The organism is Streptococcus sp. WM07 (assembly GCF_004570525.1).
Taxonomy (GTDB): Bacteria; Bacillota; Bacilli; order Lactobacillales; family Streptococcaceae; genus Streptococcus.
Window position 1 is genome coordinate 1 of the sequence record NZ_SPPZ01000003.1, and the last position, 24,710, is coordinate 24,710.

Here is a 24,710-nt window from a genome sequence, read left to right on the forward strand (position 1 = left end):
TGAGCTAGGGGTGCTTTAGGTACAGGAGCTTTAAGAATTTTATCACTCTCTGATTTTTCACTGCATTCCTGACATTTATAGGCGTGCTGGATGTGATCCACTCGTTTTAATTGAGCAGGTATAAAGACCAATTCTTGGCGTTGTAGGTGGCTACCAATTTCTTTTAAATCACCATTACAATCCGGACAAATGCAGACCTCTAGGCGGTGATGTATTTCTTCAGCTTCAAACTGGTCAAGAATGGCCTGCTTACGGCCTTTTGTTTTCTTGCGTTTGTAAGTAATTGTCTCTGTTTCAACTGGGTAAATCAGAGTCTTCTTGAATAGGAGTTTCTTCTTCAAAAAGACTCATTTGACCTGGTTGAACAGAATTCTTCTCAGATGACTTGCCATATAGTTTCTGGGTTAAATAAGCCACCTGTTCACGTAGAAGGGAGATTTCATCTACTAGACCTTGGATGGTAGCTGCTTGTTTTTTGATAATATCCAATAGTTCTTTCAAGATGATACTCTCCTTTTATTTCTACTCTAATTATAGCTGAAAAACAGCCGTGATTTCAATAGAAATCGCGACTGTTTATGGTTTTTATAGTAGGAGTAATCGAAAATCCTTTCATGAACCATTCAACTTGTTCTGAAGTAAGTTCCTTTACTTCTCGCTCATTCGAAGGCCAGTTGAGTTTTCCATTCTCAAACCTTTTGTACAGTAACCAGAAGCCCTGTCCATCCCAATAAAGGGCTTTGAAGCGATCTTTTCTTCCACCACAGAAAAGAAAGACTTGGCCTGAGAAAGGGTCCAATTCAAATTCCTGTTTCACTAAGTAAGCCAAGGAATCAATTCCTTGCCTCATATCTGTTTTACCAGTTATCAAATGAACCCGACCTAAATCGCATAAATTTATCCTAGTGAACGAGCGAGAATCTACCATATCAATCTCCATCCTGATGATTTATAAGATTAGTATAGCTAGATTTCTAGTTCGGTTAAAGATACCTTGTTATTGGGCGCTTACTTTCTAACAATATTGTTTCGAAAATCGAACATAAATTGTTGAATTTATGTTCGATTAGTTGTATAATTTAAACATAAAGAGGGAAATCGTTAATTGTTGCAACAGATGAATGAGATTCTTTTGTCTTTATGGAGGATAATTTTCAAAACAATAGAAAGCGCTGTCATCCTATTTTAGGAGAATTTGATGAATGGTGCTTGGTTCCGGACTTGATTAGAAGGGAAGAATGAGGAACCTGTTTATGAAAAGTGAGTTTAATGAATCGACGGTTATGGGGGAGAAAGATAATGACCTATGAAATTATCCGTACAGATGTCGCGACTAGAGAAGATTTATTTGAACAGGTTGCGGAAGTGTTGCAGAAGAAGGGGTATGTAACAAACGGTTACTTAGAGGCTTTAAAGGAACGAGAAGAGGCTTTTCCAACAGGGTTAAAGGTTACCTTACCTGACTCACAAGAAACAATTTATACAGCAATTCCCCATACAGAAGTGGACTTTTGTCGAGTCAATCAAGTAATCTATGTCCGAAATGAGACAGCGTTAAAATTTCAGCACATGATTAATAAAGCAGAGGACTGCTATCCGAAATCCATGTTCTTCATTTTAAACAATCGTCAGGACGGACAGACAGAAATTCTTGCCAATCTCATTGGTTTTTTTATAACAGAAGGAGGGTTAGCCGGATTAGAGCAATTAAGTAGTGATGCAGAGATAAACCAATATTTACTAGAAAAAGGAGTGTTTCATTATGATTAAAATTTTAGCGGCTTGCGGTGCAGGTGTGAATTCTAGTCATCAAATTAAAGAGGCTATTGAGAGTCAATTATCCCAGCGTGGCTATCAAGTGATGTGCGATGCAGTTATGGTCAAGGATATTACAGAGGATATGGTTCAAAAATATGATATTTTTGCTCCCATTGCAAAGACAGACCTAGGCTTTGAATTATCTATCCCAGTCGTGGAAGCAGGAGCAATCCTTTACCGCATTCCAGCGATGAGTGCCCCAGTCTTTGAGCAATTGGAACAGGTGATTAAAGAGAATGGATTAAGCTAGGAGATTCATTGTGAATAAGGAGAAGAAGTATGGGTGGATTTATTGAACTGGTCAATGCCGCTTTAAACCCTATTATTGAGATGGGCGCCCCTGTTATGATGTTTCTCATTTTAACTTTATTGGCGAAAGCTTTCGGTGTTCCATGGGGAAAGGCCTTGGAAGGAGGAATCAAATTAGCGATTGCTTTAACGGGCACGGGTTTGATCATTGGTATTTTAACAGGAGCTTTTTCAGAGTCTTTGCAAGCCTTTGTGAATCACACAGGGATTACGCTAACGATTATTGATGTAGGATGGGCTCCTCTTGCAACGATTACCTGGGGTTCCCCTTATACTTTGTTTTTTCTATTAGTCATGCTGATTGTCAATATTGTCATGATTTTTATGAAGAAAACAAATACGCTTGATGTGGATGTGTTTGATATTTGGCATTTATCGATTACAGGTCTACTTATTATGTGGTATGCGGAAAAAAATGCCTTGCCAACTCCAGTAGCCTTACTTATTGCAACAATTGCAGTTGTATTGGTAGGAATTTTGAAGTTGATCAATTCCGATTTAATGAAGCCAACATTTGATGATTTGTTGGGGACAAAGACTTCCCCGATGACGTCAACGCATATGAACTATATGATGAATCCACTGATTTTATTATTGGATCGTCTTTGTGATCGTTTCTTCCCAGCTTTGGATAAGTATGATTTTGACGCAGCTAAATTAAATCAAAAGATTGGTTTTTGGGGTTCTAAGTTTGCGATTGGCTGTATGCTTGGGTTTGTCATTGGAATTATGGGAGATCCTCGGTTGACACAGGAATCGATGAAAGGTTGGTTCGCACTCGGTTTCACAGCTGGAGCCTGCTTGGAATTATTCTCTCTTATTGGTTCTTGGTTCATCGCAGCAGTGGAACCATTGTCTCAGGGAATCACTGATTTCGCCAATAAAAAAATGGGCGGACGTTTATTTAATATTGGTTTGGATTGGCCCTTTATTGCTGGTCGTGCGGAAGTTTGGGCGTGTGCCAATATTTTAGCCCCGATTATGCTGGTAGAAGCTGTCTTACTAGCTAAGGTGGGGAATGGAATTTTACCTCTTGCGGGAATCATTGCCATGGGGATGACACCAGCTCTATTAGTAGTGACACGCGGTCGTCTACTTCGGATGATTCTGTTTGGTAGTTTATTATTACCTCTGTTCTTGCTATCTGGAACGATGATTGCTCCTTTTGCAACGGAATTGGCTAAGAATGTTGGTGCTTTTCCGAAAGGGGCTCCTGTTAATGCGATGATTACGCATTCCACCTTGGAAGGACCAATGGAGAAAATTCTGGGCTATATGATTGGCGATGCTACAACAGGTCAACTGGCAGCAGTTTTGAATTTACTAATTTTTCTAGTGCTTTATCTAGGTCTTTTTGCTTGGTATCGAAAACAAATGATTTTACGAAATCAAGAATATACTAAGCAAGAGCAGTAGGGATTTCTAAAATGACAGAATATTGAAATGGAAATGTTTTTTAACTCACTATGAATGAAAGGGGAAACTATGAAAATTATTATTGGAGCAGATCACCATGGACAAGAACTGAAAGAAGTCATTAAAGACTATCTTCGGGAGTTAAGCCTTGAAGTGGTAGATGTTACAGAGGATCAGCAGGATTTTATCGATGTTACTTTGGCGGTGGCTCACCAGCTTCAGCAAGATAAGGAGAGCTTAGGAGTGGTTATTGATGCCTATGGAGTAGGTTCGTTTATGGTGGCCACTAAGATTAAGGGAATGATTGCTGCGGCTGTTTCAGATGAACGTTCAGCTTATATGACAAGAGGCCATAACAATGCACAGATGATTACAATGGGAGCGGAAATTGTTGGGCCAGGTCTCGCTAAGAATATTGTTGAAGCTTTTGTAAACGGTTCTTATGATGGGGGACGTCACCAAATCCGAGTGGATATGCTTAATAAAATGTGTTAGTACATGAAAGATAGTAGACGGAAATTTGGAGGAAAAACATGAAAATTGCAGTTGGTTGTGATCACATTGTAACCTATGAAAAAATTGCGGTTGTCGATCATTTAAAACGTCAAGGACATGACGTAATTGATTTGGGGACTTATGATAATGTTCGTACCCACTATCCTATTTTTGGAAAGCGAGTAGGAGAAGCGGTTAGTCGTGGTGAAGCTGAAATTGGTGTCTGTATTTGTGGGACAGGTGTTGGAATTACGAATGCAGTAAACAAGGTACCAGGAATTCGTGCGGCTTTAGTTAGAGATATGAGTTCTGCCTTATATGCTAAAAGGAAACTGAATGCGAATGTTATCGGATTTGGTGGTAAAATTACAGGTGAACTGTTGATGTGTGATATCATTGATGCTTTTCTCCAAGCAGAGTTTGAGGGAACTGCAGAGCAGAGACATTTGATTGAGAAAATCCAGGCAGTTGAACACTTGAATGAAGACCAGCTTAATCCCGGTTTTTTCCAAGAATTTTTAGAAAAATGGGATCGTGGAGAGTATCATGATTAAGGCCCCAGTTCTTATTTTCCTATTCCATTCTGAGGAATAAGTATTCGAGGAAAAATAGGTAATTTCTTGTTGCGAAGTTGCTAGAATAGCTCTGTTAGTTTCCTCCAGAATATATGGTACAATGATAGAAAATAGGGAGGACTTTATGAACAAACAGGAGAGGTTAGCTGAAATTACGCGTTTGGTCCATCAACGGGGGACAATTCGTATTTCGGAAATTGTAACCTTATTAAATGTGACAGATATGACTGTTCGTCGTGATCTAGCAGAATTAGAGGAGCAAGGAATTTTAACCAAAATTCATGGTGGTGCAAGGAGTAATAAGGCTTTTCAATACCGTGAATATTCTCACTCTGAAAAAGATATCCAACATAGGGAGCAAAAGAAGGAGATTGCCCGTCGTGCTGCTTCTCTGATAGAGGAAGGAGAGACGATTTTCCTTGGTCCGGGAACAACGGTTGCGTTTTTGGCAGAGGAGATTCGAAATACTCGTCTGACAGTTATTACAAACTGCATGCCTATTTTTAGAATCTTGTTTCAAAAAAAGACCGAAGATTTTCATGTTTTTCTCTTGGGTGGGGAGTATCGCCAAGTGACAGAGTCATTTGTTGGGGAAATTACGAATACCAGTTTACAGGAGATGCACTTTAGTAAGGCATTTGTTTCTGCAAATGGATTGAAAGGGAGTACCGTGATGACGTCAACCTTGGCAGAAGCCTATACGCAGCGGCTAGCCATCGACCATGCGGTTGAGAAATATCTTTTATTGGATTCATCGAAGATTGGAAAAGATGATTTTGCCTCTTTTTATCACCTAAAAGATTTAACAGCGATTATGACGGATGCTCAGATGGACCAGGAGGGATTACAGTTTTTAGAACGGTATACAGAAGTGATTCCTCCAGAAGTATCTTTGGAAGAAAAAGAAGAGTAATGAAAAAACTAGGGACTCTTTTTCAGAGTCCCTAGTTTTTTAGGTTTTATTTAAGAAATTAGAGATTAAACAAATCATTTAAGTTTTCAGCTAATGTTGGATGCGTGAAGATTTGTTGGGCTAGGTAAGTGTAAGGGATGTGGTTATCCATAGCCATTGTAATCAAGTTGATTATTTCTTGAGCATTATGGGATAGGATACTAGCTCCAAGAATTTCTTTTGTTTCAGTATTAACAATAGCTTTGAACGCTCCACGAAGATCACCGTCAACATGGCCACGAGGCATACCAGCTACAGGCATTTCTTTCGCTTTATAAGGGAGGTTTGCAGCTTGGGCTTGAGCTTCGGTCAGACCAACTTGAGCCAAGGTCGGTTGCATGAAGATGGCATTTGGGATATGTTTGCGGTTATCCAAGGTATAGCTACCGTCCCCTTCCAGATAATTGTATACAATCCGGAAGTCATCTAGGGAAATGTAGGTAAATTGTGGGCCGCCATTAACGTCTCCAACTGCGAAAACTTGTGGAACTGTTGTTTGGCAATGAGCGTCAACTTGGATGGCTCCTCGATCAGTTAATTGAATATCTGTGTTTTCCAATCCAAGATTTTGGGTATTGGGTTTTCGACCGGTTGCATAGAGGAGAGCATCAAACTCAAAGGTACCTGCATTTGTATCCAAGCTGACTTTACCATCAGAGGTATTTGTAATGGATTGGGTCTGTACTCCTAAATGAATTTGGATTCCATCTTCCTCTAGATATCCTTTAGCCATCTGAGCTAAACTTTCTTCACTACGTGGTAGGAAAGTCTCAGCAGCATCTAAGATAGTGACTTGGCTTCCAAGGCGATTGTAGAGACTTGCAAACTCTAGGCCAATAGGTCCAGCACCAAGTACTCCTAGTCTTTGCGGTAACTCAGACAAGCCTTGAATACCAGTGGAATCATAGACATGTTCGCTCTCTAAGAGGCCTGGAATAGGGAGTTGGTTGGAGATGGCACCAGTATTGATAATGATAATCTCAGCAGTGACTTCTTGTTGATCATCTCCTGCGGTTAATGTTAGTACTTTGTTGGATTGAAACCGAACTTGAGCATCAAAGAGGGTTACGCCTGCTCCTTCTAACATGGCATAGTTTTTCTTGTTGAGTCGGCCAGTTACGGCATTTTTTTCGGCCATGACTTGGCTAAAAGATTGATTTTCTTCAGCAGCACGGATTAGAGTCTTGGTTGGGATACAGCCGATATTGATACAAGTGCCTCCATACATAGCTGGATCTTGTTCAGCTAGTCCGACTTTTTTGCCTTGGCTAGCCATTTTGGCAGCTAAGGTTTTTCCTGCTTTTCCAAAACCAATGACGAATAAATCAAAATGTAGCATATGCTTCTCCTTAGTAAAAAAGCACCAGCAAGGGCTGGCGCATAGTGTGTTAGAATAGTTTTTTCAACTTGTCGACTGCACCACTTAAACCTTCTGATCCTGAAACCAAGGCTTTAGCTTGGTCAAAGTAAGAGCCAAGATCATCTTTGTGTTCGTCGATGAAGCGTTTTGCAGCTTCGATATCTTTACTTTCGATTAATTCTTTAACTTTGTTAAAAAGTTCAGTTGGGTTCATGGGTATCTCCTTTTGTTTTACTAGTAATAGGATAGCACAATCTGCTATGAAAGGCTATTCATAAGGGTTGGAAGAAATAAATACAGCTTCGGGAACATAGAAATCGTGGGATAGTAGTTCTAAGAGTCCTGTTTGTGCATCTCGTTGAAAGACACTAGCATTATCTGATTCTTGGTGAACGACAATCAAGAACTGTTGGTTGTTAGAGAAATTAAAATCCCTAGGGAAATCTCCATGGCTAGAGACAATTTGAATCTGCTCTAAGTTACCGTCTGCTAGAACCTTGAAAACGGCAATCGAATTGTGACCACGATTGGAGATATAAACAAAGTTTCCGTCTTGGCTCATACGGATAGCTCCTACGGCATTGTCTCCTTGGAAATCTGCTGGTAAGGTAGATTGGCTATTCAAATAGTCGAAATCCCCGACTCCGTCATAGACTAAGGTCTCAACTGTTGAATTGAGTTCACACGCTAGGTAGGCCATCTTGAAGTAGGGATGGAAAACTAGGTGACGAGGGCCTGCTCCTGCTTGGGATTTGTATTGCCCTACAAGGGATAAATGACCTGTATCTGAAACAGCATAGGTGCTGACACGGTCTGCACCTAAATCACAGGTGACCAGGTAGTTATCAGGTGTTAAATCTGAATAGTGGACATGGGAGGAGGACTGGTTCGGATGAGGACCGGAACCTTCTTGAGTAACAACATCGGCAAGGTCTAATTGTCCATCTTCCCGAATGTGATAGGAGGTCACTTGCCCTTTATGATAATTGGAACCGTAGACGAGTTGCCGTCCTTTATCGTAGGCTACATAGCAAAGGGAGGCACCATCTTCTAATACGTGATTTAACAGTTGCCCTTCTACGGTGTAAGCCCCAATGCCTCCCTGTCCGTCTTGGGCTGCAACGCTATAGAGTCTATCTTGTGGGCTAAAGGCCAGATAGGTGGGGCTGGTTTCTCGTGCAAGGAGTTTCAAGTCTGAAAGCTTACCAGTCTCAAGGTCCAGCTTGGCCTGATAAATCCCTTGAGATTCACGTTTAGTATAGGTTCCAAAATAGAGGGTATCAAACATTTGCTTCTCCTTTATTTGATTGCTTGAATTTGAAGACCGGATGAATAAACAAATTTGTTTTATCTTCATTATATCATAGGCTAGCTAGAGTTATTTTTGTAAAAAAATGTTAAAATGAAGGGAAATCTTGAAAAAAGGAGCTAAGCATGCAGGAAAAAGAGCGAGGTTTTAACCTTTCCTGGTTTTTTAAGTGGTTTTTAGATAATAAAGCCATTACCGTCTTTTTAGTCTCTTTATTACTCTTTTTGAATATTTACCTCTTAACCAAAATTAGTTTTTTGTTTATACCAATCCTGAATTTTCTTCAGGTTTTGGCCTTGCCATTGATCATGTCTGGCTTGATTTTTTATTTACTGAATCCCTTGGTTAATTTCTTGGAATCTCGTAAAATTCCCCGACTTTGGGCCATCGTTTTGGTCTTTGTTTTGATTTTAGCCTTGCTAGTATGGGGCGTTGCTGTTTTGATTCCCAATCTACGGAATCAGTTTTTGGCTTTTGTCCATAATTTTCCAGCGTATTTGGATCAAGCAGAAGTTGTGGTGAATGAATTGATTTCTCAGCCTATGTTTGAAGCTGCTAGACCACAGTTTATGGAACTTAATAATGAGATTTCCAATCGTTTGACGGAGTTTGTCAGTCAGTACTCACCACGGGCTGTTGATTGGGCTAGCAATTTCTTGTCAAGTGTATCTCAGTTCTTTGTGGCGATTTTGATTATGCCGTTCATTGTTTTTTATCTACTACGGGATGGTAAGGAACTGAATCTGTATTTAAGCACGTTTATGCCGACAAGATTCCGCCCAACTTTTAGCCGAATTATGGCGGATGTTAATAAGCAACTGGGCAATTATGTCCAAGGTCAAATTACGGTTGCTTTTATTGTGGCTATTATGTTTATTATCTTTTTTAAATTGATTGGTCTCAACTATGCGGTAACACTAGGGGTTACTGCAGGGTTCTTGAATTTGATTCCGTATTTGGGAAGTTTTTTAGCGATGATTCCAGCCTTGATTTTGGGCTTGATTGCAGGCCCTACCATGTTGATTAAGGTTATTCTAGTTTTTATCATCGAGCAGACCATCGAAGGTCGCTTTGTTTCTCCCTTGATTTTGGGGAGTCAGCTTAATATCCATCCTTTGACCATTCTTTTTGTCCTTCTGACATCGGGAAGTATGTTTGGAGTTTGGGGTGTCTTCTTGGGAGTACCGGTCTACGCTTCTCTCAAGGTTATTGTTGAAGCATTTTTCACCTGGTATCAAGAGGTATCAGGACTGTATGAGGAGGAAAACCATGAATCCTAGTCACATTCTCCTAGAGGCTTTAGAACATCAGGATTTAGAGGCAGCGCAAGCTGCCTTTCATCAACTTTTGCAGGAGTCCTCAGAGGAGGAACAGTTTGAAATGGCGCTGTATCTAGAGGAGATGGGATTTTATGATCAAGCTCAACTTCTTTATGAGCAAGTTAAAGAAGCCTATCCGGAAGCCTATTTGAGTCTGGCCCAAATGGCTAGTCAGGAAGGTCAGACCGAGGAAGCTTTTGCTTATTTGGAAGAAATTCCAGAAACTAGTGACTGGTATTTAGCCAGTCTCTTAGTGAAAGCCGATCTCTACCAAGCTGAAGGCCTATCCGATGTAGCGCGTGAAAAGTTGATGGAGGCCCAATCTCTTAGCACAGACCCGATTATCGTGTTCGGGATCGCGGAATTAGAGTTTGAGTTGGGGAATTACCAAGCTGCGATTCCGTCTTATGCCAGTTTGGACAATCGAGAAATCTATGCCTTAACGGGAATTTCAACCTATCAGCGGATTGCCCTTAGCTATGCCAGTCTTGGGAAGATGGAAGCGGCTATTGAATTTTTAGAAAAAGCTATTGAATTGGAATACGATGATAAGAGTGTCCATGAATTGGCCCTTCTTTTGTTGGAGACAGGGCGTACGCAGCGTGCTTTGGATTATTTCCGTCAATTAGAGGCCTTATCGCCAGATATGCTAGGCTTTGAATTAGGTTATGCAAGAGCTCTTAGAGAGGAACATCAGTTGGAACAAGCACTGCGCGTGACGGAGGCTGGTTTGAAGAAGAATCCTTTTGATGAGAGTCTGATGTTATTAGCCTCTCAGCTGGCTTATGAAGTCCACGATATGCAAGGGGCTAAGACCTACCTGTTAAAAGCTCTGGAAATTGCGGAGGATTTGGAGGAAGTCTATCTGCGCCTAAGCAATCTTTACCTTGAAGAAGAGAATTTCCAGGAATTGGTGGATCAGATTCCTAAGGATGTCGATTCTGTACTGACTAAGTGGAATGTGGCCAAGGCTTTTCAATCCTTGGAAAAGGATGAGGAAGCTTTTGAACTTTACCAAAGTCTAAGGGGAGACTTGAGAGATAATCCAGAATTTTTGGAAGAGTATGCTTATCAATTACGCCAAATGGGGTATCGGGAGGAAGCTGTTGAAGTTGCCCAATCCTATCTAGCTCTAGTTCCTGATGATTTGGCTATGCAGGAATTTTTGGATAGTTTAGATGATTAAAATATATTCAGGTTCCTAGCTTGGTCCTTGAAAGTATGCTATAATCGAAATAATGTATTCTAACAAGGAGTAGTGATGAATAAAGCCTTAATAGTGGTTGCGAAGGTCAACCAGATTCAAGAATTGGAGACTCTGCTGAAATCGGTTATTCTCCATAATCAAAATCTTCATTTTTATATCGCTCATAATGGAATTGCCAAACAATGGTTTGGTAAGATTCGAAAACGATTGGCGGGTCTATCTGTGGACTTGACTTCTGTTCGCTTGCCAGAGGAGTTAGCGGACACAGATAAGAGTCCTTTCCGCTATACCCTAGATTATCATGTAGAGGAAGAAAGTGTCTTGCTTCTATCACCAGATATGGTTGTGACTGGAGATTTAGGTCCCGTTTTCCAGAAAGATTTGGGGAATATTCTATCGATTTCCAGTGTCCAGAATCAGAATGACCCTGAAACAGGAACAGATGGTCGGGTTAAAGTGATTAGTCACCATGTTCCAAAATCTGTTAATTTAAAAACCTCCTTATCGGAGGAAAACATATCTAATAAAATGGATGTGTCTTTATTGATGAAGGGGAGAAAGCGCAAAGGATTTGAGAATCTCGAAGAGACTGAACTGGAAAAAGGACCGGTCTATCCGATTGTTATTCATTTTGATACTCCCTTCAAGCCGTGGTCTGAACTTCGTCGAGTTCCTTATCAAAATGTATGGTGGTACTATGCCAATCTCACGTGGGATGAGGTTATCTTAACCAGCCCATTCTTATTGGAGGCACAAGTCCAATCTCTTTCTAATTATGACTATGTCGGTTGGGTCTATACCTACTCTGATGAATTGCTTCATTTGGAGACCTTAGCTAGAGAACTACCGAATATTGGTTTTGTAGTGGCAGCACCAACTGAGGTGTCAGATTCCTTGATGAGTCTATTGGTCTATCCGAATATTACCTTGGTACCGGGTGTCAGTGAAGATAGTCTTTTGTACGAAGAAATTGTTCGAGAATCTGACTTCTACTTAGATATTAATGGCTACATGGAGGTTGGAAGTGTTGTCGCTGACATGGCGGCAGCTGGAAAACCTATTTTAGCCTTTGAGGAAACGAAGCATGGGGATCATGGTCAAAAAGTCTTTTCACCTGATAACCTCTTCCTAATGATTGAGACGATTCGTCATTTGGAGGTAGAGAATCTGTTATCCTCCATTGGAATTAGTAATTAAATCAAACTAGAGCAAGATGCTTACAAAGCCTGATTTCCTAAATGGCTTGCAAGACAAAAAGGGTCGAGTATGTTTACTCGGCCCTTTTTCAGTTTGATTGTTTTTGTGCAGCTTGGCGCATAGCTTCGATTTTGTCGGGATCAGGAGTGACCCGAAGGGTGGTTTGGCCAGTATAGGTGACAAAGCCTGGGCGCCCCCCTTTGGGTTTGTGGAGTTTCTTGATCGGTAGCATATCTACTTGGATCAGGTTGGAGTGACGAGCCTTGGAATAGTAGGCTGCTAGTTCAGCAGCATCTGTTTTAATGGCGTCAGAAGGATTGGGATTATTGGTGATGACAACATGGCTACCAGGGATATCCTTAGCGTGGAACCAGAGTTGGTCTTTCTTAGCTAATTTAAAGGTTAGTTCATCATTTTGAAGGTTGTTCCGACCGACCAAAATCAGGGTTTCTTGATCGCTGGCTAAGTAAGCTTCTGGTTTTTGCCGGCGAGCTCGTTTATCTTGCCGGCTACGTTTGAAGAGACCAGCGGTTACCAGCTCTTCCCGAAGTTCGGGGATATCTTCAAGTCTTGCTTCGCCAAGTAAAAATTGAACTCCTTCTAGGTAATGAGCCCATTCCTGACTCTCTTCAATTTGCTGGTTGAGGTGGCGGATGGCCTCCTTAAATTTTTGGTAGCGCTTGAAGTAGCGTTGGGCATTTTGATTAGGGGTTAGCGCCTTGTCCAAGGCAATGGTGATGGGTTCATCTGTATAGTAGTTGTGTAAAATCACTTTGTCTTGATCGTTGGGAACTTGGTTGAGATAGGTCGTCAAGAGTTCCCCTTTTTGGCGATAGGATTCTGCCTTGTCGGTGTCCGCTAGTTCCTTTTCTAACTTCTCCAGTTTATCTACTGTTTTTTTCAATTCCGAATCGACTCGACGAATGAGCTCTCCCGCCTGCTGTTGGACCCGATCTCTTTCTGCTTTTTCGGCAAAAAAGAAATCCAGAGTTTCAGATAAGGAGGGATAGGTCTGGTCTAAAGAGTCTGGAAAAGGAATTGGAGAGAAAGATTTGGTTGTCAAATGACCTTGACTGGGAGCTTGGAAAAATTGATGGAAAGCATTGAGGCGGCTGGAAGCATGCTTCTCTAAGTGAGTTTCCAGAGCTTGGGCGGTGTCTCGGCCTAATCCTTGAAAGTAACCTTGGAGGATCTTGGCTTTGAGGTCTGCTGTTTGTAAAAAGGCGAACAGTTTTTCTTCCTCAATGGTAAAGGGATTGGCCCGTTCATCTGCTGGGGGTTGAATAGCTTGTGCTCCTGGTAGGATGGTCCGATAAGAGTTCTGACCAAAACCTACATGTTTGATGGCTTCTAAGATTTTATGCTGAGTCTGGTCAATTAATAAAATATTGCTGTGTTTCCCCATCAGTTCAACCTGCAAGACGGCCGATTGGCTGTCCCCGATTTCATCTTTGTTTTGCGTTGTGATTCGGAGAACCCGGTCGTTTTCAACTTGTTCGATATCCTGAATAATGGCTCCCTGCAGGTATTTACGGAGTACCATGATAAAGGTAGAAGGATTGCTTGGGTTTTCAAAAACTTGCTGGGTGAGTTGGATTCGGTTGAGTGTTGGGTGGACTGAGATTAGTAGTCGTTGGTTCTTGCCCTGAGACCGAATTTGGAGAAAGAGTTCTTGTGCAAAGGGTTGATTAATTTTTTGGATACGTCCGCCGATTAATTGAGACGCTAATTCTTGTCTCATATGGTGGAGAAAAAAACCGTCAAAAGACATGGGAACCTCCTTGATACTAGTCTTTAGATTATAGCAAAAAAAGCGCTAATAGAAAAAACTCTGACTTGACTTTTCCGTCTATCTTGCATAAACTGGGAGTAATTGTAAGGCAATTCATTTGAAATGCTGAAGTTCATGCTTTAGTTGAAATGTTGCGAGTATATTTTCATGTGGTAAGAAAGGGGAATCTATGAAAAATAAAGCCTTATTAATGACTTTGTTGGCCTTTTTTGTACTCGTCGGAGTTGGAGTGAGTCAAGAACTAGGTTGGTTCTCCTTGACAAGCCAGAGTCAGGCTACCAAGGCAAAATTAGGAGTTCTTCAATTTGTTAGCCATCCGTCCTTGGACGAGATTTACCAAGGAATTCAAGCAGGATTGGAAGAAGAGGGATATGGGAAAGAGAAGTTGGACATCCAATTTCTCAATGGCCAAGCTGATCAGAGTAAGCTGACCTTGATGAGTCAACAATTGATTGAAGGGGGGAATCAGGTCTTATTGGGAATTGCGACCCCAGCTGTCCAGTCTTTGGCTAATGCCAGTAAGGATTTACCTGTGATCATGGGTGCTGTTTCAGACCCTGTTGGGGCGAATTTGGTGAAGGATCCAGAACATCCAGGTGGCTTGATAACGGGAGTCTCGGATCAAAATCCAGCAGCTCAGCAGGTTACCTTGATTCAGACCTTAACCCCTACTGTAAAAAAAATAGGAGCCCTTTATTCCAGTGGAGAAGATAATTCCAAGTCACAAGTTGCGGAGTTTAAGGAAGCTGCTGAAAAAGCAGGTTTAGAAGTAGTTGAGCAGGCCGTTCCCTCTACCAATGAACTCAATCAAGCAGTCGGAGTTTTAACGGACAAGGTTGATGCCATCTGGGTTCCAATTGACAACACCATTGCCTCAGCCTTTTCAACGGTTGTCGCAGCAAATCAGTCAGCCAAATTGCCTCTCTATCCAAGCGCTGGGGCTATGGTTGAAGCTGGTGGACTGGCTTCTGTTGTGGTCGATCAATTTGAACTTGGGCGAGCTACTGGAAAAATGACCGCTCGTGTTCTCAAGGGAGAACAACCAGGTGCTATTCCTGTTGAATTTTTTTCTCAAGGAAAATCCGTTCTTAATACGCAGGTAGCTAATGATCTTGGAATTCGTATTCCAGAGGATATCAAAAAGAATGCTCAGTTGGTGGTAACGAGTCAGACAGAGGAATAGAGCTTTTATCAAAGGGAGTGGGAAATGCGAGCGAATGTCGTTCGCTTTGTAGATTCGATGTTGCACAGTCTGAGATTGTTTTGCTGTTTGACTTGATTAGCCACTGTATCAAAGAATTTTCACGTTAGAGGCTGGTATTTAATCCAGCCTCTTTTTTACACACAAAAAACGACCTGTCATGGTACGACGGGTCGAGTTTTCTGAGATCTACCTGTTACCCAAGGTTAATAGCATTGGGAAATTTAGATGATTTCTGACCTATGTCCTTCTTTTTAGGGAAGTAAGTTATAAATAGACACAGGTAGAGAGGTGGGATAACAGGAAATATCAGGTTAGCTATTATTGAAAGCGACACTTGTTCATCAGAGTGTTACTTTTCAATAAGCTATATTCAGTATACTATATTTTCTGAAAACATACAATGATTTTAGGGGTGGTTTTCCTAATCAAAGAATTGATAGTAATCTTGAAGGCTTAGTTGAGCCTTTTCTTCCTGTGTTAAATCTTGGATAATTTGTCCATTTTTTAAAATAAGCAGGCGATTACCATAGTGGAGAGCATCTTCCATACTATGGGTAATCATAAGACTGGTTAATTTCATTTCCTCAACAAACTGCTGAGTCAACTTCATCAAGTCTTTACTGGTCTTAGGATCCAGAGCTGCCGTATGCTCATCCAGCAGTAGAAGGTCTGGCTTTTTCAAGGTGGCCATTAGGAGGCTAAGGGCTTGACGTTGACCACCAGATAAACTTTGGATCTCGGTATCGAGGTGTTGGTCCAAACCATTTGGGATTTTTTTCAAGAGATCTTTGAAAAAATCAATTTTTTCCTTTAACTGACGGGGGGTGAGGTCCCGTTTCTCACCACGATAATAGGCAAGTAACATATTTTCTGCCAGTGTCATTCGAGGAGCTGTTCCCATTTTTGGATCTTGGAAAACACGCGCAATAAAACGGGCTCTTTTTGCCGGTGACCAACTGGTGACATCTGTATCGTGTATGAGGATACGCCCACTAGTTAGGGGAAGAGTACCTGCAATGACATTGAAAAGGGTTGATTTACCAGCTCCATTTCCGCCTAAGACTGTGATGAAATCTCCATCATAGATGCTGAGTGAGACATGGTCTAGGATAACCCGTTTTTCCTCTAGCCCATTTTGAATGATCTTGGTAGCATCCTGTAGTTCAATGATTTTTTTCATGCGTTCAGTCGAACTCCTTTCAAAATGGATTTCCGAAGTTGAGGTACAATGAGGCAGAAAGCCAAAATAAGGGCATTGTAGAGGCGAAGATAGTTTGTGTTAAATCCAAGAGATAGGACTACCCAAATAAGGATTTGGTAAATAACAGCTCCAAGTCCAATTGAAATGAGTCGCTCCGGTAGGGTAACATTCTTGAAGAGTACCTCTCCAATGATAATGCTAGCTAGACCAATTACGATAATCCCGATTCCACGAGAAATATCAGCATAACCTTCTTGTTGGGCAACTAAAGCTCCAGCTAGACCAATCATAGCATTGGACAGAATTAGCCCCATAACCTCCATTCGCGGAGTCTCGATACCAAAGCTCTGGGCCATGTCCGGATTGTCCCCTGTAGCAATAAAAGCTTGTCCCAGGCGGGTATTGAGAAAATAAATAATGGCAGCTAGCAGTAGGCTGAAAATCAAGAGTCCTAGTATCACATTGTTGATTCGATCCGTAAAAGGAAGCCAGGACTGAAGTAGGGATTGATTGAGCAGGCCTAAATTGGACCGTCCCATGACCATGAGCATGATGGAATGACAGGAGGTCATGACCAAAATTCCTGCCAAAATAATCGGAATCCGTCCCTTGGTATAGAGCATACCTGTGACAAAACCAGCCAAAGCCCCAGCTCCAGCGGCAGCTAAAGTGGCCCATAAAGGATTTACCCCCGCAGTAATCAGACTAACAGCTACCGCTCCTCCTAGTGGAAAGCTCCCCTCCGTTGTCATATCTGGAAATTTGAGAATCCGAAATGTGAGGTAGAGGCCCATTCCTAAAATGGCCCACAATAAGCCTTGTGAGATAACAGATAGAATCATAGACTCCAACCTTTCTTTTTAATCTGTTTCCATTGTACCAAAAAGAAGAGTCTTGAGGTGGATGGTCTGTCCAAATCCTATGTATTTCTGGAATGAGCGGGGGAAGGGAATAGAAAAAAAAGGCAAAATGTAGTATAATAGGGAGGTTCATCACAGGGTGAAATAACTATAATTTATGAAAAATTTATTTAAAGGAGGATGTATGTCAGACATTAAGATTACGGCTCTTGGCGGAGTTCGTGAGAATGGAAAAAACTTTTATTGGGCAGAAATTGATGAAGCAATCTTCATTTTGGATGCCGGTCTTAAATACCCAGAAAACGAGCAACTTGGGGTGGATGTGGTGATTCCTAATTTAGATTATTTGATTGATAATCGTGATCGTATTGCTGGGGTCTTTCTAACTCATGGCCATGCAGATGCGATTGGTGCCCTTCCCTACCTTCTAGCGGAAGTTCAGGTACCTGTTTTTGGTTCTGAGTTGACCATTGAGTTGGCGAAGCTTTTTGTGAAGCGCAATGATCGTGTTAAGAAATTCAATGATTACCATGTTATTGATGAGGACACCGAGATTGATTTTGGTCAAGCAACAGTATCTTTCTTCCGAACTACTCACTCTATTCCTGAGAGTTTGGGAGTTGTTTTGAAGACAGATCAAGGTCAGATTGTGTATACAGGAGACTTTAAATTTGACCAAGCGGCAAGTCCAGCTTATGCGACTGATTTTAGTCGGTTAGCAGAAATTGGTAAAGAAGGGGTCTTGGCCCTTTTAAGTGATTCCGCTAATGCGGATTCTAGTATGCAAGTGGCAAGTTATAGTGAGGTTGGGGAAGAGATTTCCCAGACCATCGCGGATTGGGAAGGGCGGATTATTGTCGCAGCGGTTGCTAGTAATCTTTCTCGGATCCAGCAAGTTTTTGATGCCGCTGTTGCAACCGATCGCAAGGTTGTCTTGACTGGTTTTGACATTGAAAATATTGTCCGAACAGCGATTCGCTTGAAAAAATTGACCTTGGAAGATGGCAATGTGTTGATCAAGCCGAAGGATATGGGACAATATGCTCCAGAAGAATTAATTATTCTGGAAACTGGACGTATGGGAGAACCAATCAATGGTCTTCAAAAAATGGCTCAGGGTCGTCACCGGTATGTTGAAATTACAGATGGAGATTTGGTCTATATTGTTACCACCCCGTCTGTAGCCAAGGAAGCAGTTGTAGCCCGTGTTGAAAATATGATTTACCAGGCAGGTGGGGTTGTTCGTTTGATTACCCAAAACTTACGCGTATCTGGTCATGCGAACTCTCGAGACCTACAACTAATGCTTAGCCTCTTGAAACCCCGTTACCTCTTCCCTGTTCAAGGGGAGTACCGCGATTTGATTGCCCATGCCAAAGCAGCCATGGAATTGGGGATGTCATCCGATACTATTTTCCTTATGAAAAAGGGAGATCAAATGGAATGGGACGGTCAAGGCTTTGTCTTTGCAGGATCTGTCCCAGCCGCAGACGTCTTGATTGACGGAAACGCCATTGGGGATGTTGGCAATGTGGTTCTTCGAGACCGTAAGGTTTTATCCGAAGATGGAATTTTTATTGTCGCCATTACGGTCAATCGTAAACAGAAGAAGATTGTAGCCAAGGCTAAAGTACATACCCGTGGTTTTGTCTATGTTAAGAAAAGTCGGGATATTCTACGGGAATCTGCTGATTTGGTTAACCAAACGGTTGAAGAATATCTTAGCCAACCCAATTTTGATTGGGCTGAATTAAAAGGAGCGGTACGGGATAACCTCTCTAAGTATCTCTTTGAACAAAGCAAGCGCCGTCCAGCGGTCTTGCCAGTTGTGATGGAAGTGAAATAGGAGAGCTTGCGTGGCACTATTGAATTTTCAATATAGATCTGAAGTATTGTCTATGAGTGTGACGATCAATCTGCTTTACCCAGACGCTGCTTTATGCAATGCCGAGATAGAGGACATTCCAGTCCTCTATCTTTTGCATGGTATGAGTGGAAATGCAGATACTTGGATGCGTCGAACCAGCATTGAGCGTTATGTCAGAAATACGAATGTCATCGTAGTCTTCCCAGATACCCATGATGGTTGGTACACCAACACACCCTATGGCTATAATTATTTTGACGCCATTGCACTTGAATTACCACAAGTCCTTGCCAACCTCCTTCCGAAGATGAGCCGTAAACGGGAGAAGACTTTTGTAGCCGGCTTGTCTATGGGGGGCTATGGGGCTATGAAACTGGCTTTGCAGACCAACCGATTTTCCTATGCCGCTAGTCTGTCAGGGGCACTGGATTTTCAAGATGTGGAATCGCTCGTAGATGATTTCCGGGGGAGGACTTACTGGCAAGGAGTATTTGGTCAGCAGGTTTTTGACAGGAATCACCCTGCTCATCTCGTGAACTGGTTAGAAGAAGCTGATCGAAAAACCAAACTCTTTATCTGGTGTGGGGAACAGGATTTTCTTTTTCCTGCTAATCAACGAGCTAAACAAATATTCGAACATGCGGAGTTTGATCTAACCTATAGCTCTAGTCCTGGAAAACACGAATGGTATTATTGGGATCAGCAAATCCAAGAAGTTCTGAAGTGGTTACCCATTGATTACCAAGAAGAAGAGCGCTTGAGTTAAGCTATTTTTTAGCCTCCTTCTTTATACTAGAGAGCCTAAGGAGGTGGAAATTTGTTTCTTATTCGTTTTATTTTGAGAGTTATCTCTACTGTTTTCCACTTGATTTTTTCTTTGATGAAGCTAGTTGTGTGGACTATTAGTCTAGCGCTCCTCCTTCTTTTTGTGGGACAATGGGTTACAGGTGGGCAATTACCTGTAGCTAGTTATTTGACAGAGCTTCCCCAACGTTTTTTGAGCAATCCAACTCAAATTCCTACAGATTTGACCAATTCTAATTCAGATGAACGTCATCGATGGGATCAAAATCAGGCCTTGGTCTATATTTCTACAGAAGATAGTACGATGGTATCTGCCTATCGTGACGCCATGCGTCAGTGGAATCAAACAGGGGTATTCCAGTTTATTGAAACTGACGATGCTAGTCTGGCGCAAATTGAAGCTGATGTTTACAGTGATTCTCAGGTTTCAGCAGCGGGAGAAACCGAATCCCAAACCAATGTTTTAACCAATCGTCTAAACAAGGCTAAGGTAGGACTCAATGCCCATTATCTTTCCAATCCCTATTATGGCTACAGCTATGAACGGGTAGTCAATACAGCTGCCCATGAATTAGGCCATGCTATCGGATTGGACCATACGGACGAAGAATCCGTCATGCAACCGGCAGGCTCCTTTTATTCCATTCAAGCTAGGGATATTGAGGTAGTCCGCCAGCTTTATCAAGATTAAAGATAGATCGACCTGGGAAAAGCTCCCAGGTTTTTTGATGGTGAAACATGCATTATTCGTTCAATGTATTGACAGTAACCGAATTTTTGTGTAGAATTATAAATAAAGGAGAGTGGTAGTATGGCAACAACAAATTTAAATATTCGAGCAGATAAAGAGATTAAAGAAAAAGCAGATCAAGTATTTGGAGAGTTAGGGTTAACGATGACTGCGGCTATAAATCTTTTCTTACGTGCTAGTATTCGGGAAAACGGAATTCCATTTGAATTAAAATTAGACAAACCCAATTATAAAACTAGACTTGCTATCGAGGAAGGGAGACGAATTGCGGAAGATTCATCTGTAGAAGGGTATCACTCAATTCAGGATTTAAAAACGGCATTAGAAATATAATGAAATATGAGATTCGATTTACCAGTCGCTTTAAAAAAGATATAAAACTTGCAAAACGTCAGGGAAAAGATTTAGATAAGTTATTTCAAATTGTTGAGCAGTTAGCCAATGGCGAAACACTGGAAGAAAAATATCGGGATCATTCTTTGTCTGGGAATTATAGTGGAACTAGAGAGTGTCATATTGAACCAGATTGGTTATTAATTTACGAAATTATTGAAGATGTCTTAGTCCTATCTTTACAGAGAATTGGTTCGCATTCTGACTTGTTTAAATAAAGTTTTTCAACTGGTGATATATATTTGAATATAGCAGAATAAAGTTTGATATTTAATAACATATGATGAGTTTTGATAGAGAAATTATCGAAGAAAAAAGAGTTTTAAAGGCTTTGGGCCTGTCTAGAACTAAGTTTTTAAATATTATTACAGAAAATTTGAAGATTTCTAACCAACAACCTTTCAAATATAATGGTCGTGGTAGTTATGCTTTAAAGGAAGGTCAGCCTTTTTTTAATCTAAGTTCAGGGACAATCCTCGCCCCCGATAAGTCAATGTTTATTGGATTATCATCTAATGCTGTACAATTCGAGAAGCCGATTGGAGGAGATATTGAGGTTACTGTAGAACAGCATCAATCATTGGAAGAAAGAAGGAGCTCTCGATATCGCGATTTTATCCCAATTGGTTATTCTAGTAAATTAAACTGGAGGAAAGGTCATATTTTATTTGCTTGGCTGGTTGATAGGTATTTTTATAAAGTTTCTTTTAATAGACTTCCTGCGAAACAAGGATATGATAAAATAGAAGCATGAATTATGAATCCAGTAAAAAAACTTTCCGACTTACGCTTTAAACGCCTAGTTGGTGTTGAGAGAAGAACTTTTGACAAAATGCTAGAAATCTTGACAGTTGCTTATCAAGCTAAACACTCTAAAGGTGGTCGAACTCCAAAAATGAGTTTAGAAGATATCCTAATAGCTACTCTTCAATACCTACGTGAATATCGTACTTATGAACAAATTGCAGCTGATTTTGGTGTACATGAAAGCAACCTTATTCGTCGTAGTCATTGGGTTGAAGAAGTCTTAGTTCAAAGTGTTTAACATATTTTCAACAACTTACCGCAATCGTAAGAAACGATTTGGTTTAAGAATGAACTTGATTGCTGGTATTATCAATTTTGAAAGGCTATAAACGTTTCGCGGGAAGTCTAATCAGTCTGAGAAAAGAATGATGTATTTTACTCAATCGAAATGGTCTAATGAACCAATAAATAAGCGAGCAGATGAAGTTTATAATCAATTTTATTATGAACAAAAACTACAAAAGTTGCTATCGGAAGATGAAGTTCAATTTGGGAGATTTCGATATTCGGTACAATTAATCTATGTAGAATGTAACGAGGTAGCAATAGCTACCCATATGCAATTAATAACTGACAATAAAGACATCTATTTTAATGTAATCATTCCGAATATTGAATTAAACTAGAATGCTATTCGGATTATTAAGTACCAATATAATTTGTAAGGGATTTTAAAAACAATTTCTTTTGTAAAACTAAATTTAAAGATGGAGTGTGTTTATAACCATTTATTGAACTCAAGAGGCTGGGCAAAAAGCCTTCGAAATAGAAAACAGCTTAGAATTACGTTATTAAAAACGTTGATTCTAAGCTGTTTTCTATTTATTCAAATTTCAAGCTAAGCCAGAAATTGCTAGTTTTTGCCCAGTCTCTTTATGGCTTTTTGCTATAATAGTCTTATGATTATTATGCAAGCGAGTAAGGTGGAGCGCTCCTTTGCGGGAGACGTTCTCTTTCAAAATATTACCTTTCAGATTGGTGACCGTGACCGGATTGCCCTTGTGGGGCGTAATGGTGCCGGTAAGTCGACTTTGTTAAAAATTTTAGTAGGGGTGGAGGAGGCGACCTCGGGTGAGATTAGTCGTAAAAAGGACTTGTCCCTCTCCTACCTGTCTCAGTCATCTTCCTTGGATTCCAACTTGTCTATCTATGATGAAATGCTGAAGGTTTTTGACAACCTGCGACAGGATGATCAAACACTACGAGAACTGGAAGCTGAGATGGGGCAGGTGACAGGAGCAGAACTAGCTTCTTTAATGAGCCGTTATGATCAGCTGTCGGAGAGTTTTCGTCAAGCGGGTGGATTTCAGTATGAGGCCAAGATTCGCTCCATCCTGAATGGTTTTCAATTTGATGAGGGCATGTGGTCCATGCCCATTTCGGATTTATCTGGCGGGCAGAAAACGCGTTTAGCTTTAGCCAAGATGTTGCTAGAAGAGCCTCAGCTCTTGGTGTTGGACGAGCCCACTAATCACTTGGATATTGAGACGATTGCTTGGCTAGAAAATTACTTGACCAATTACCAAGGCGCCCTTTTGATTGTCAGTCATGACCGTTATTTCTTGGATAAGGTGGCGAATATCACTTGGGATTTGCGACCAAATTCCTTGGATCGTTATGTTGGAAATTACACGAAGTTTGTACAAGAAAAAGCTCAAAGATTAGAAACTCAACGCAAGGAATATGAGAAGCAGCAGAAGGAAATTGCTGCCTTAGAGGACTTCGTGGCTAAAAATCTGGTACGAGCCTCAACTACCAAAAGGGCCCAGTCTCGTCGAAAAAAATTAGAAAAAATGGATCGACTGGAAAAACCTGGTGGTCAGGAAAAAGCGGCGACAATCGCTTTTCCCATTGAACGTCCGTCCGGAAATGTGGTCTTGACGGTGGAGGAAGCAGCCATTGGGTATGAGGGACAAGTCTTGTCTCAGCCTATTTCCTTAGATTTGCGGAAATATACAGCTATTGCAGTCGTTGGCCCGAATGGTGTTGGTAAGACAACCTTCTTAAAATCGTTAAAGGGAGATTTACCGTTTATTCAGGGGCAAGCACGTCTGGGAACCAATGTTGATTTTGGCTACTATGATCAGAATCAGGAAACCTTGAGTGCTCGGAATACAGTCTTAGATGAGCTGTGGAATGATTTTCCTCAAAGTCCAGAATTAGAAATTCGCAACCGTCTGGGTTCTTTCCTTTTTTCTGGGGATGATGTTCAGAAAACGATTGGTATGCTTTCTGGTGGAGAGCGTTCCCGTCTGCTCTTGGCCAAACTCTCTATGGAGAAAAATAATTTCCTAGTCCTAGATGAACCGACTAACCATTTGGATATCGAGAGCAAAGAGGCCTTGGAACAGGCATTGATTGATTTTGAGGGAACCTTGCTTTTTGTGAGTCATGACCGTTATTTCATCAATCGGATTGCAGACCAGGTGCTGGAGTTAAGCCCCGAAGGTTCCCGACTTTTTCTTGGAGATTATGATTACTATCTTGAGAAGAAAAAGGAATTGGAGGAGTTGGCACAAGAAACTGAGCCTGAGCTTGTCGTGACGAAGGAGTCGAACAATCTTTCCTATGAGGAGCAAAAGGAGAGTCAAAAGGAAATCCGTCGACGGCAGCGTCGTATTGAAGAATTGGAGCGACAGCTAGAAGAACTAAGTCGCATTCAAACTGAGATTCAGGCTAGCATGTTGGCGAGCAATGACCCTGATCAGCTCATTCAATTGCAAGCAGAATTGGAGCAAGCCCAGGCTGAAGAAGAAGTAGCCTTGGAAGAATGGGCAGAGTTGGAAGAGTAAAAAATAACCAGTCGCATTGCGGCTGGTTATTTTTTAGGTTCGAGTTCTTGTGGTTCTTTGTTGTTTTTCTTCTTTTCCTTGGTTACTTTTTTACTAGGTCGACTATAGAGTAAAGTAACGAGTGCTCCTAAGATAAAGGAAAAGAGGATGACTAAAATTAAGGGGAGTTGGACTTGGGTTACAAGAAGAGAGACTTGCACCTCTTGGATATTGCTAATGGATAGAAGGGCAATGAGCAAGATAGAAATAAGAGAGAGGTAATATCGAAATTTTGGCTTCATA

27 protein-coding genes and 1 pseudogene are annotated in these 24,710 nt (G+C 41.1%); 18 read left to right on the forward strand and 10 right to left on the reverse strand.

Annotated features, from left to right (window positions below; translation table 11 throughout):
* The 3 genes from E4T71_RS00970 to tnpB all read right to left on the reverse strand — a co-directional run.
* On the reverse strand, positions 1-311 hold a 311-nt coding region (locus E4T71_RS00970; protein ID WP_306766714.1), incomplete at its 3' end, for an IS66 family transposase zinc-finger binding domain-containing protein.
* A complete protein-coding gene (locus tag E4T71_RS00975; protein ID WP_194181238.1) occupies positions 295-489 on the reverse strand; it encodes a transposase in 195 nt (64 codons plus the stop codon). The genes E4T71_RS00970 and E4T71_RS00975, both read right to left, overlap by 17 nt.
* Before the next feature lie 67 nt (positions 490-556).
* Positions 557-940 carry an IS66 family insertion sequence element accessory protein TnpB gene (tnpB, locus tag E4T71_RS00980; RefSeq protein WP_245165700.1) on the reverse strand — a complete coding sequence of 128 codons (384 nt, stop codon included), beginning with the start codon at positions 938-940 and terminating at the stop codon, positions 557-559.
* A 359-nt stretch (positions 941-1,299) separates the two neighbouring features.
* Between tnpB and E4T71_RS00985 the strand changes: the two genes are divergently transcribed.
* The 6 genes from E4T71_RS00985 to E4T71_RS01010 all read left to right on the forward strand — a co-directional run bounded on the left by E4T71_RS00985 (position 1,300) and on the right by E4T71_RS01010 (position 5,526).
* On the forward strand, positions 1,300-1,770 hold the full coding sequence (locus E4T71_RS00985) for a PTS sugar transporter subunit IIA (protein ID WP_135035522.1): 471 nt from the start codon (positions 1,300-1,302) through the stop codon (positions 1,768-1,770).
* Positions 1,763-2,068 carry a PTS sugar transporter subunit IIB gene (locus E4T71_RS00990; RefSeq protein ID WP_135035525.1) on the forward strand — a complete coding sequence of 102 codons (306 nt, stop codon included), beginning with the start codon at positions 1,763-1,765 and terminating at the stop codon, positions 2,066-2,068. The genes E4T71_RS00985 and E4T71_RS00990 overlap by 8 nt, the downstream gene beginning before the upstream one ends.
* Positions 2,069-2,097: 29 nt before the next feature.
* Positions 2,098-3,543: a PTS transporter subunit IIC gene (locus E4T71_RS00995; protein WP_135035528.1), complete on the forward strand. Its 1,446-nt coding sequence runs from the start codon at positions 2,098-2,100 to the stop codon at positions 3,541-3,543.
* A 69-nt stretch (positions 3,544-3,612) separates the two neighbouring features.
* A complete protein-coding gene (lacA, locus tag E4T71_RS01000) occupies positions 3,613-4,038 on the forward strand; it encodes a galactose-6-phosphate isomerase subunit LacA (RefSeq protein WP_135035530.1) in 426 nt (141 codons plus the stop codon).
* A gap of 38 nt (positions 4,039-4,076) precedes the next feature.
* Entirely contained in the window at positions 4,077-4,592 is a 516-nt protein-coding gene (gene lacB / locus E4T71_RS01005) for a galactose-6-phosphate isomerase subunit LacB (RefSeq protein ID WP_135035533.1), read from the forward strand.
* Between the two features lie 145 nt (positions 4,593-4,737).
* Entirely contained in the window at positions 4,738-5,526 is a 789-nt protein-coding gene (locus tag E4T71_RS01010; RefSeq protein ID WP_135035536.1) for a DeoR/GlpR family DNA-binding transcription regulator, read from the forward strand.
* Between the two features lie 58 nt (positions 5,527-5,584).
* Here E4T71_RS01010 and E4T71_RS01015 read toward each other — a convergent pair whose 3' ends face one another.
* The 3 genes from E4T71_RS01015 to E4T71_RS01025 are packed head-to-tail and all read right to left on the reverse strand — an operon-like array spanning position 5,585 to position 8,213.
* Positions 5,585-6,904, reverse strand: a complete 1,320-nt coding sequence (locus E4T71_RS01015; RefSeq protein WP_135035538.1) for an FAD-containing oxidoreductase — start codon at positions 6,902-6,904, stop codon at positions 5,585-5,587.
* Between the two features lie 49 nt (positions 6,905-6,953).
* Complete coding sequence (locus E4T71_RS01020) at positions 6,954-7,139, reverse strand: hypothetical protein (protein ID WP_135035541.1); 186 nt, start codon at positions 7,137-7,139, stop codon at positions 6,954-6,956.
* Between the two features lie 54 nt (positions 7,140-7,193).
* Positions 7,194-8,213, reverse strand: coding sequence for a lactonase family protein (locus tag E4T71_RS01025; protein ID WP_135035544.1), 1,020 nt, complete (start codon positions 8,211-8,213; stop codon positions 7,194-7,196).
* A gap of 146 nt (positions 8,214-8,359) precedes the next feature.
* On the opposite strand from E4T71_RS01025, the gene E4T71_RS01030 reads away from it, so the two are divergent.
* The 3 genes from E4T71_RS01030 to E4T71_RS01040 all read left to right on the forward strand — a co-directional run bounded on the left by E4T71_RS01030 (position 8,360) and on the right by E4T71_RS01040 (position 11,957).
* The gene (locus tag E4T71_RS01030) at positions 8,360-9,514 is read left to right on the forward strand and encodes an AI-2E family transporter (RefSeq protein ID WP_135035546.1); all 1,155 of its coding nucleotides are present in this window, start codon (positions 8,360-8,362) and stop codon (positions 9,512-9,514) included.
* Positions 9,504-10,739 (forward strand): lipopolysaccharide assembly protein LapB, encoded by a 1,236-nt coding sequence (locus tag E4T71_RS01035; RefSeq protein ID WP_135035549.1) that lies wholly within the window; start codon positions 9,504-9,506, stop codon positions 10,737-10,739. The genes E4T71_RS01030 and E4T71_RS01035 overlap by 11 nt, the downstream gene beginning before the upstream one ends.
* A 75-nt stretch (positions 10,740-10,814) precedes the next feature.
* The gene (locus E4T71_RS01040; protein ID WP_135035552.1) at positions 10,815-11,957 is read left to right on the forward strand and encodes a hypothetical protein; all 1,143 of its coding nucleotides are present in this window, start codon (positions 10,815-10,817) and stop codon (positions 11,955-11,957) included.
* Between the two features lie 88 nt (positions 11,958-12,045).
* Here the strand turns inward: E4T71_RS01040 and E4T71_RS01045 are convergent, their stop codons facing one another.
* Positions 12,046-13,728, reverse strand: coding sequence for an NFACT family protein (locus E4T71_RS01045; protein WP_135035555.1), 1,683 nt, complete (start codon positions 13,726-13,728; stop codon positions 12,046-12,048).
* Positions 13,729-13,918: 190 nt separating this feature from the next.
* Here E4T71_RS01045 and trpX point away from each other — a divergent pair, with 190 nt between their 5' ends.
* Complete coding sequence (trpX, locus tag E4T71_RS01050; RefSeq protein WP_135035558.1) at positions 13,919-14,932, forward strand: tryptophan ABC transporter substrate-binding protein; 1,014 nt, start codon at positions 13,919-13,921, stop codon at positions 14,930-14,932.
* 442 nt (positions 14,933-15,374) lie between these two features.
* Here the strand turns inward: trpX and E4T71_RS01055 are convergent, their stop codons facing one another.
* Positions 15,375-16,133, reverse strand: coding sequence for an ABC transporter ATP-binding protein (locus E4T71_RS01055; protein WP_135035561.1), 759 nt, complete (start codon positions 16,131-16,133; stop codon positions 15,375-15,377).
* Positions 16,130-16,996, reverse strand: coding sequence for an ABC transporter permease (locus E4T71_RS01060; RefSeq protein ID WP_135035564.1), 867 nt, complete (start codon positions 16,994-16,996; stop codon positions 16,130-16,132). Before E4T71_RS01060 ends, E4T71_RS01055 begins: the two co-directional genes overlap by 4 nt.
* Positions 16,997-17,198: 202 nt before the next feature.
* Here E4T71_RS01060 and E4T71_RS01065 point away from each other — a divergent pair, with 202 nt between their 5' ends.
* The 8 genes and pseudogenes from E4T71_RS01065 to E4T71_RS01100 all read left to right on the forward strand — a co-directional run bounded on the left by E4T71_RS01065 (position 17,199) and on the right by E4T71_RS01100 (position 24,428).
* Positions 17,199-18,860: a ribonuclease J gene (locus E4T71_RS01065; protein WP_135035567.1), complete on the forward strand. Its 1,662-nt coding sequence runs from the start codon at positions 17,199-17,201 to the stop codon at positions 18,858-18,860.
* A gap of 10 nt (positions 18,861-18,870) precedes the next feature.
* The gene (locus E4T71_RS01070) at positions 18,871-19,647 is read left to right on the forward strand and encodes an alpha/beta hydrolase family protein (RefSeq protein WP_135035568.1); all 777 of its coding nucleotides are present in this window, start codon (positions 18,871-18,873) and stop codon (positions 19,645-19,647) included.
* A 51-nt stretch (positions 19,648-19,698) separates the two neighbouring features.
* Positions 19,699-20,376: a matrixin family metalloprotease gene (locus E4T71_RS01075; protein ID WP_228062300.1), complete on the forward strand. Its 678-nt coding sequence runs from the start codon at positions 19,699-19,701 to the stop codon at positions 20,374-20,376.
* A 120-nt stretch (positions 20,377-20,496) separates the two neighbouring features.
* Entirely contained in the window at positions 20,497-20,769 is a 273-nt protein-coding gene (locus tag E4T71_RS01080) for a type II toxin-antitoxin system RelB/DinJ family antitoxin (protein WP_135035569.1), read from the forward strand.
* Complete coding sequence (locus tag E4T71_RS01085) at positions 20,769-21,047, forward strand: type II toxin-antitoxin system YafQ family toxin (RefSeq protein ID WP_135035570.1); 279 nt, start codon at positions 20,769-20,771, stop codon at positions 21,045-21,047. Before E4T71_RS01080 ends, E4T71_RS01085 begins: the two co-directional genes overlap by 1 nt.
* Positions 21,048-21,109: 62 nt before the next feature.
* Entirely contained in the window at positions 21,110-21,583 is a 474-nt protein-coding gene (locus E4T71_RS01090; RefSeq protein WP_135035572.1) for a hypothetical protein, read from the forward strand.
* Positions 21,580-21,868: pseudogene (locus tag E4T71_RS01095) on the forward strand (transposase family protein); the annotation flags it as partial. The gene E4T71_RS01090 and the pseudogene E4T71_RS01095, both read left to right, overlap by 4 nt.
* 667 nt (positions 21,869-22,535) lie before the next feature.
* Positions 22,536-24,428 (forward strand): ABC-F family ATP-binding cassette domain-containing protein, encoded by a 1,893-nt coding sequence (locus tag E4T71_RS01100; RefSeq protein WP_135035574.1) that lies wholly within the window; start codon positions 22,536-22,538, stop codon positions 24,426-24,428.
* 26 nt (positions 24,429-24,454) lie between these two features.
* On the opposite strand, the gene E4T71_RS01105 is transcribed toward E4T71_RS01100, so the two are convergent.
* Entirely contained in the window at positions 24,455-24,709 is a 255-nt protein-coding gene (locus E4T71_RS01105) for a lipopolysaccharide assembly protein LapA domain-containing protein (RefSeq protein ID WP_135035576.1), read from the reverse strand.
* Position 24,710 lies beyond the last annotated feature (1 nt).